This window comes from Collinsella aerofaciens, assembly GCF_040926265.1.
Classification (GTDB): Bacteria; Actinomycetota; Coriobacteriia; order Coriobacteriales; family Coriobacteriaceae; genus Collinsella; species Collinsella aerofaciens_BB.
Genome location: NZ_JBCOIL010000004.1, coordinates 109,849 through 116,895, shown reverse-complemented (window position 1 = coordinate 116,895; position 7,047 = coordinate 109,849). Strand labels below are relative to the sequence as shown.

Genomic DNA, 7,047 nt, shown 5'->3' with positions numbered 1-7,047 from the left:
ATTACGAGCTCCTGTGCGAATTGAAGGGAGCTCTCCCGCAAACTGCCTCTTGACAACTTATAGGAGCGTCGGTTTTATTCTCTGCAAATTTGGCATGCTCGGCGATAAGCAATTCATCGTAGTAAACCGGCATAGTTTGGCAGACAGCGCCACACAGATCCCCTACGAAGGCAAAATGATCCGTTTTCCTCCGTCCCCAAGGGATCAGTTGAACAGATTGCCGATGGGGTCGGGATTGGAGCTGGGGAGATGGCGGATTTCTAGCTCTATACCGAGCTTTTGCAACTCTTTGAAGGCGGCGATGTCTGTATCGCCTACGGCAACGGCAGGCGTTGCAGAGCGCTTGCCCTCCCCCGCCCGCATATGGCCTATACTAATCTTGGTTATTGGCACACCGCCCTTAACCAGCGCGAGCGCATCGGAGGGTGAGGCCACCATGATCAGAATCAATTGGCGAGGCGTTGCGGTATGAATGACGTCGATGGTCCTTTGCACCGAGAAAAACCGCGTCCAAACGCCTTCTGGCGCCGCCACCCTCATGGGTGCCCATTGGCGCGAATCTGCCGCGATCTCATCGTTGACGATTAAAACAAGGTTGGAACCCACGGCTTCGTTCCACAGCTCAACGTCTTGCCCGTAAATAAACCGGTCATCGATGCGTGTGAGAAGAATCTTGGGTTGAGCCATCGCTGCCCCATTCTCTTTGAGACCCGTAAGAGCAAGACATCGCGTCTCCAATATTAGTGCATTTAAAGTGAGAAAAGCCATCAGAACCCTTGCGCGGATGTGCGATGTCCCGTATCATAGACAGCCGTTGACGCCTCAGTTGCGTCACCACATGGCCGCCAGCGTAGCTCAGTTGGTAGAGCACCGCTCTCGTAAAGCGGGGGTCACCGGTTCGAGCCCGGTCGCTGGCTCCATTGCACAAGATAGCCGCCTTCGGGCGGCTTTTTTGTTGCCGATTTATCGCACAATGCCAATCCAAGCACAACGCCGCCGGCAACTCCCCTACTCAACAAAAACCCCGCCAGCCGCAATCCCCAAAGGAACCGCGATTAACGGGGCTCAAGCGCGCTCCTCCAAAGGAAAACGCTCACAACACGAACAGCTCAGCCGAGCAGCTCGCTACTCCTCCCAGTAAGCATCTGCAAGCAGCTTAAAGCAGATCTTCTTGACCGGCTGCGCGCCATCGCCCGGGAACTCGAGCGTGGGCATATGAGGCTCGCCGGCAACGAACAGTGCAAACTTATCGTCAGCAAGATCGCCGGCGATCGAGGCGTCGGAATCGACCAGATCGTAGTCGTCCTTCTCGTCAAACTCCTGGACCAGCGTCAAGCTGCCCGTAGCGACCTTAAAGGCCTCGCGACCCTCGACGTCGATCTGCAGATCGTGATAGCGCTGGTGCGTCTCGTAGTGAGCCTCGGCCTCGGGACGCGTCGTGGGAGCCATGACGTTCGCAAAGACCTTGTCGCCCAGAATCGGATGGCTGCCGACCTCGAGCTCCGCCGGATCGTTCTCTTCGAGCCAATCGATCAGCACGTCGAGGCCCTTGAGCATTCCGCGGTACTCCTCGATATCGCCCAATGCACCGTAAATCATCTAAATCCCCTCTCGGATCGTTTCTTTGGCGGCTACGCGATAAAAGCGTTACCGCCGCTGTTGCCGCCCACATACGTCTCGACCAGGGTAAGGTCGGGATTGAACACGACAGCGTCGGCGTCGCGCCCCGGCATAATGCTACCGCACTTGTCGTCGGCTCTAACCATAAGCAAATAAGCGATGCCGGGGCCGTCGCCCAAACTCTTACAGCTCGGTCACGACAACGCCGTTATAGACCTCGTCCCAACGATCCATGACCAAGTGGCCAGTCATGGGATCCATGGCGTTGAGCTTGCCGCAGGTGTTGGCGGTACGCAGCACCGTCTCGTCGTCTGCGCCGGCAGCGATGGCATGTGCGAAGCCGGCAATGGTCGAATCGCCAGAGCCCGTGGCGTTAACGGCAGGGATATCAGGCGTCTTGGCGCGGAACGCACGGCCATTGTGGAAGCCCACGGAACCGGCGGCACCCATGGACACGACGACCCAGGGGATATCGGAGAAGCGGGCATCAGAGGCGAGCGCGGCGCGGAGCTCGTCCACATCGTCGGTGGTAAAGCTCGTGCCCAAAAGGCCGTTAATCTCGGTCAGGTTAGGCTTAACCAGCTCGGGCTTGACCTCGGACTTGAGCGCTGCCTCGAGCGAGGCACCCGAGGTATCGAGCAGCACCTTGGCGCCGGCATTCTCGGCAATGCCCGTGATCTTGGCATAGTAGTCTGCCTCGACACCGCGGGGCAGCGAACCCGAAATGGTGACAACGTCGGCCTTGCTCGCAAGCTCGGTAAACTTGGCGGTAAAGGCATCGAGCTCCTCGGGGGCAATCGTCGGGCCGCTCTCGAGCAGCTCGGTCTGGTTGCCGGCGTGGAGGATGTTGAGGCAAATGCGAGTCTCGCCCTTGATGGGCACAAAGTCGTTGTTAATACCGTTGGCGTCCATGAGCTCAGCCATGTAGGCGCCCATGTGGCCGCCGAGTAGACCGGTTGCCACAACGTCGTCGCCCAGCTGACCCAGCACACGGGCCACGTTGAGGCCCTTGCCGCCGGCGGTCTTTTCGGGCGTCACGCGGTTGACGTCGTCGATAATGAGCTCATCGAGCTGATAGCGCGTATCGACAGACGGGTTCATCGTAACGGTGAGGATCATTTTTAGCTCCTTATCTCGCAGGCTCCTTATGCCTCGCGATACGAGTCGACAAAACGGAATTACAGAATCTCAATCGTGAACGAGCGGACGACGGTCTCCTTGGGCTTGGCGACAAGGCAGCCGCGCTTATGCTCAAGTACGTCGTCCTCATCGGAGCAGGTCGAGAGGCCGCCCCAAGGCTCAACTGCCACAAAATCGCCCTCGGGCTTACTCCACACAATGAGATACGGGAAGCCCTCGAAGCTCAGGCGAACGCCCTTGTCCTCCCCCTTCTTAGAAAGCGTGACCTGGCGGCTCTCGAGCACGTCAAAGATGGTCTCCGCAAAATCGAAGAGCTCGTGCGACAGGGGCAGCGTCTTTCCCACCATGGGGTTCTTGGAACGGTTTGCCACGTCAATCAATCCGGTCGAGGGCACGGCGGTGCAAAGCTCCGCAGCCTCGTCTTTCTCAAAGCGCAGCTCGTAGTCCGTATAGGCCTCGCCCTCATCGAGCGGACACCTGAAGCCGGGATGACCGCCGATAAAGAACGGCATGTCCTCGGTTCCCTCGTTGGTCACCTCATAGGAGACGCGCACGGCGGTATCCTCGAGCGCATAACGAGCGACAAGCTTAAACGGATACGGATAATCGCTCAGCAGCGCGGCGTTATCCTCCGAAGCCAGGCACATCGCCAGCTCGTTCTCGCTCTGGCTCAGCAGCTTCCACTCCTGTTTGCGCGCAAACCCATGGCGAGCGAGCTTTACATGATGCCCGGCAAACGTCATGGCGTTGTTATCGCGCAAGCCTCCGCAAATCGGGAAGCAAATCGGTGCCTGGCCGGACCACACGGCGGGATCGCCCTGCCACAGATACTCGCGACCTCCGGCCTCGATCGAGGTAAACGAACCACCAGCCGTGGACACCTTAATAGAAATCGAATCGTTGGAGAGAGCGTATTCCATTGCCCATCCTTTCGAACAACTGCTTTTTGCTCGCAAGTACCCGTCTCGGCCCTGACCAAAGGACAAACCCGCACGTTCATCGATACGTCCGGTATCCCAGCCATGCAACGGGGTACCATACAGACATTGATGCAATTACAGCTGAAAGGCCTTCTTATGCGAACCATCATCCTCTACGCCTCGCGCCATCACGGCAATACCAAAAAGCTCGTGGACGCCATCGTCGAGGCACACCCCGAGATCGATACCCTCGACGTCAAGGCGCTCGGTAAAAACGAGTACCCCGACCTGCACGAATACCATCTGATCGGTGTCGCCACGGGCATCTATTACTCCGAGATCGACAAGGACATGGCACGCGTGCTCACTAACGTGCTGCAACCGCAGGACAAGGTGTTTGGCCTTATGACCTATGGCGGCAAAAACAAGTGGTACGGCAAGGATATCGATGGCATCTGCCGCATGAGGCAGGCCATCTTTATGGGTGTCTACGGCTGCCCCGGCTTTGATACGTGGGGGCCGTTCAAACTCACCGGCGGTGTCCAAAAGGGACACCCAACCGCTGAGGAAATTAAGGGCGCCGTCGACTTCTTCGACAAGATCGAAGACGAGTATGGCGACATCATCGTCGAAGAGTACGCCAAGCGCGAAAAGCGCCTAGCATACGAGAAGGAGCATCCTGCGGGAGGCCTGGTGGCCGGCGTTAAGCGCACGGCAAAGAAGATCGCTAACAAGCTGTAACTGTGAAGGTGCTTTTGAGCGTTTAACCCATACGGCGGGTCCGAGCAGATTCGGGCCCGCCGTCTTTTTCTATCGTTACTCGGTAAAGGCGTTGCCGACGCTCTGGCCGCCAACATACGTCTCGACGAGGGTGAGCTCATGGTCGAACACGACAAAGTCGGCGTCGCGACCCGGCATGATGCTGCCGCACTTATCCTCGATGTGCGCGGAGCGTGCCGGCACCTCGGTTGCCATGCGAATGGCGATATCGGCGCTGGCGATGCCCCAGTCGACGATGTTCTTAACGCCCTGGGCAAGCGTGAGCACCGAACCGGCAATGCTCTTGCCGTCGGCGAGCCAGCACAGGTTGTCCTTCATGATGACGTCCATGCCGCCACTGGTGTAGCTGCCCTCGGGCATGCCGCCGCAGCCAAGGCAGTCGGTGATGAGCACCGTATGCTGCCAGCCCTTTGCCTGCAGCAACGCCTTGATGGCAGCGGGGTTTACGTGTTTGCCATCACAGATGATCTCGGCGTAGGTCTCGGGCGTGGACATGGCAGCACCCACGACACCGGGCTCACGGTGATGCAGCCCGCGCTGGCCGTTATAGGTATGCGTAAAGCAGCTGGCACCGGCGTTGATGGCGGCGATGCACTCATCGTAGGTGGCGTCGGAGTGACCGATGCTGGTCACGACGCCCTTGGCGTTCAGAGCAGCCGCATAAGCAGCGGCACCGTCGCGCTCGGCCGCCATGGCGCTCTTAACGATGCGACCACCCGCAGCCTCCTGCCACTGGTCGAAGACCTCCTCGGAGGGATCGATCAGGTAAGCGGGGTTCTGCGCGCCCACATGCTTCATGGTAAAGAAAGGGCCCTCCAGGTAGATGCCCTGAATGCGAGCACCGCAGAAGTCGGGGCCGCGACCCTCGTCCGCCTGGGCGATAGCGGCGCAGGCGTCCTTGATCTGCTCGACGCCATCGGTGAACGTCGTGGGCAGCCAGCTGGTGGTACCGCGACGGGCGAGCTCGGTCGAGCTGATATCGATGCCCTCGGGATCGTTATCGGTAGTTGAGTGGTTGTAGAAGCCATGGATGTGAGTATCGACCATACCCGGCGCGATCCACGATCCCGTGTAGTCCTTAATCTCGCAAGAGGGCTCGTCGGCCTGCCAGGCGCCAAAGACGCCATCCTCGACCATAAGATAGCCGCCCAGCTGCGGGCCTGCCGGCAAGAAGAACTTGTCAGCCTTAATTGCGTACGTGCTCATATGCACTCCTTGCTTCTAAAGCAGTTGACTGTGGTGATGCTTATACCCAGCACACGTAAAACAAAAAGCGCCCGCCCGCCGTTATGAGCGGACGGGCGCCCTTACAGGGGGACGCGATTAAGCGGTGAAGGGGTGAATCGTCACGCCCTTAACCACGCGGTTGACCGTGCCGGTGGGGCTCGGCGTATCGGGCGTATTGCCCACGCGCACGGAGTTGAGCAGGCTGATAGCCTGGGCAAACATCACGAACGGCAGAGCAAGGTAGCCCTCGGGAAGTGCCTCGTAGCCCTTAAAGGTGAAGGACTCACCCTCATAGACGGTGGCACCTTCCTGCTGAACGGCGACGGTGTGCTGAGCGATCTTGTCGCCACCGATCTCGTTGAGGATGTCGATGTCGTACTGACGGGTGTAGGCGTCGTTGTTGACGAACACGAAGACGAGCGTCTTATCGTCAACGAAGGACTTGGGTCCGTGACGATAGCCCATGGAAGTGTCGTAAGAAGTGGCAACCAGGCCGTGAGCAAGCTCGAGAATCTTAAGCTGGCTCTCCTGAGCAAGGCCGCCAAAGGAGCCGGAGCCCAGGTAGGTCACGCGGTTGAAGTCGCCAGCGAGGTAATCGGCGACCTCGGACTCGCGAGCGATAACCTCCTCGCCCATCTTGGCGATGGTCTCGACCCACTCGGCCTTCTGCTCGTCAGAGGCAGTGTCGAAAATAAGGGTGGAGAGCAGGGTCATGCAGGAATAAGAACCGGTCATGGCGAAGCCCTTGTCGTTGGCGCGCGGAATGAGCAGCGTCAGCGCATTGGGATCATCGGCAGACTCGACGGCGAGCTTGCCCTCGGGAGCGCAGGTGATGTTGAGGAACTTGACGTTGTGGACGAGCTCCTTGGCAACGGCAACGGCGGCAAGGCTCTCGGGGCTGTTGCCAGAGCGGGCAAAGGAAACCACGAGCGTGGGATCCTCGGCGCGCAGGAAGTCGCGCGGAGCGCTCACGATGTCGGTCGTGGCGATGGGCTTAAAGTCGTAGAGATCAGTGTTGCCAGCGTGACGCAGGTACGGGGCGCAAGTATCGCCAACGTAGTCGGACGTACCGGCACCGGTGAAGACAACGGACAGACGACCCTCGCCCATAGCGCGAGCCTCGGCCAGGAAGGCCTCGATGGCCTCCTTGTTCTCGCGATAGATGTTGAGCGTATCACGCCAAAGCTCGGGCTGCTGAGCAATCTCGGCCGTGGTGATCTGGGCGCCGAGCTCGGTGAGCTCCTCGACACTCTTCTCGAACATTTCTAATACCTCTCTCTAGAAGTAATCCTCTGACGTGCAATTATACACTTCGGTTGGTTATCTGGTAGTAACCAGTTAAATGCAAAGAATCACCATA

General features: G+C 58.8%; 7 protein-coding genes and 1 tRNA gene. 2 read left to right on the top strand and 6 right to left on the bottom strand.

All coding sequences use genetic code 11. The features are described 5' to 3' along the window. Positions 1-204 precede the first annotated feature (204 nt). Complete coding sequence (locus tag AB5767_RS02225) at positions 205-687, bottom strand: PTS sugar transporter subunit IIB (protein ID WP_368131740.1); 483 nt, start codon at positions 685-687, stop codon at positions 205-207. 157 nt (positions 688-844) lie between these two features. Here AB5767_RS02225 and AB5767_RS02220 point away from each other — a divergent pair. Beyond that, positions 845-920 (top strand) — tRNA-Thr (locus tag AB5767_RS02220). A gap of 205 nt (positions 921-1,125) precedes the next feature. Here AB5767_RS02220 and AB5767_RS02215 read toward each other — a convergent pair. The 3 genes from AB5767_RS02215 to AB5767_RS02205 all read right to left on the bottom strand — a co-directional run bounded on the left by AB5767_RS02215 (position 1,126) and on the right by AB5767_RS02205 (position 3,680). Beyond that, positions 1,126-1,599, bottom strand: a complete 474-nt coding sequence (locus tag AB5767_RS02215; RefSeq protein ID WP_117778978.1) for a NanQ anomerase/TabA/YiaL family protein — start codon at positions 1,597-1,599, stop codon at positions 1,126-1,128. 204 nt (positions 1,600-1,803) lie between these two features. Further along, positions 1,804-2,739: a hexose kinase gene (locus tag AB5767_RS02210; protein WP_368131738.1), complete on the bottom strand. Its 936-nt coding sequence runs from the start codon at positions 2,737-2,739 to the stop codon at positions 1,804-1,806. Positions 2,740-2,798: 59 nt separating this feature from the next. Next, entirely contained in the window at positions 2,799-3,680 is an 882-nt protein-coding gene (locus tag AB5767_RS02205; RefSeq protein ID WP_368131737.1) for an aldose 1-epimerase family protein, read from the bottom strand. Positions 3,681-3,836: 156 nt separating this feature from the next. On the opposite strand from AB5767_RS02205, the gene AB5767_RS02200 reads away from it, so the two are divergent. Then, positions 3,837-4,421, top strand: coding sequence for a flavodoxin domain-containing protein (locus AB5767_RS02200; protein WP_117772910.1), 585 nt, complete (start codon positions 3,837-3,839; stop codon positions 4,419-4,421). Positions 4,422-4,496: 75 nt separating this feature from the next. Here the strand turns inward: AB5767_RS02200 and nagA are convergent, their stop codons facing one another. Beyond that, on the bottom strand, positions 4,497-5,666 hold the full coding sequence (gene nagA, locus AB5767_RS02195) for an N-acetylglucosamine-6-phosphate deacetylase (RefSeq protein ID WP_022094606.1): 1,170 nt from the start codon (positions 5,664-5,666) through the stop codon (positions 4,497-4,499). A 117-nt stretch (positions 5,667-5,783) separates the two neighbouring features. Beyond that, a complete protein-coding gene (locus AB5767_RS02190) occupies positions 5,784-6,950 on the bottom strand; it encodes an AgaS family sugar isomerase (RefSeq protein WP_316365479.1) in 1,167 nt (388 codons plus the stop codon). Positions 6,951-7,047: the final 97 nt, after the last annotated feature.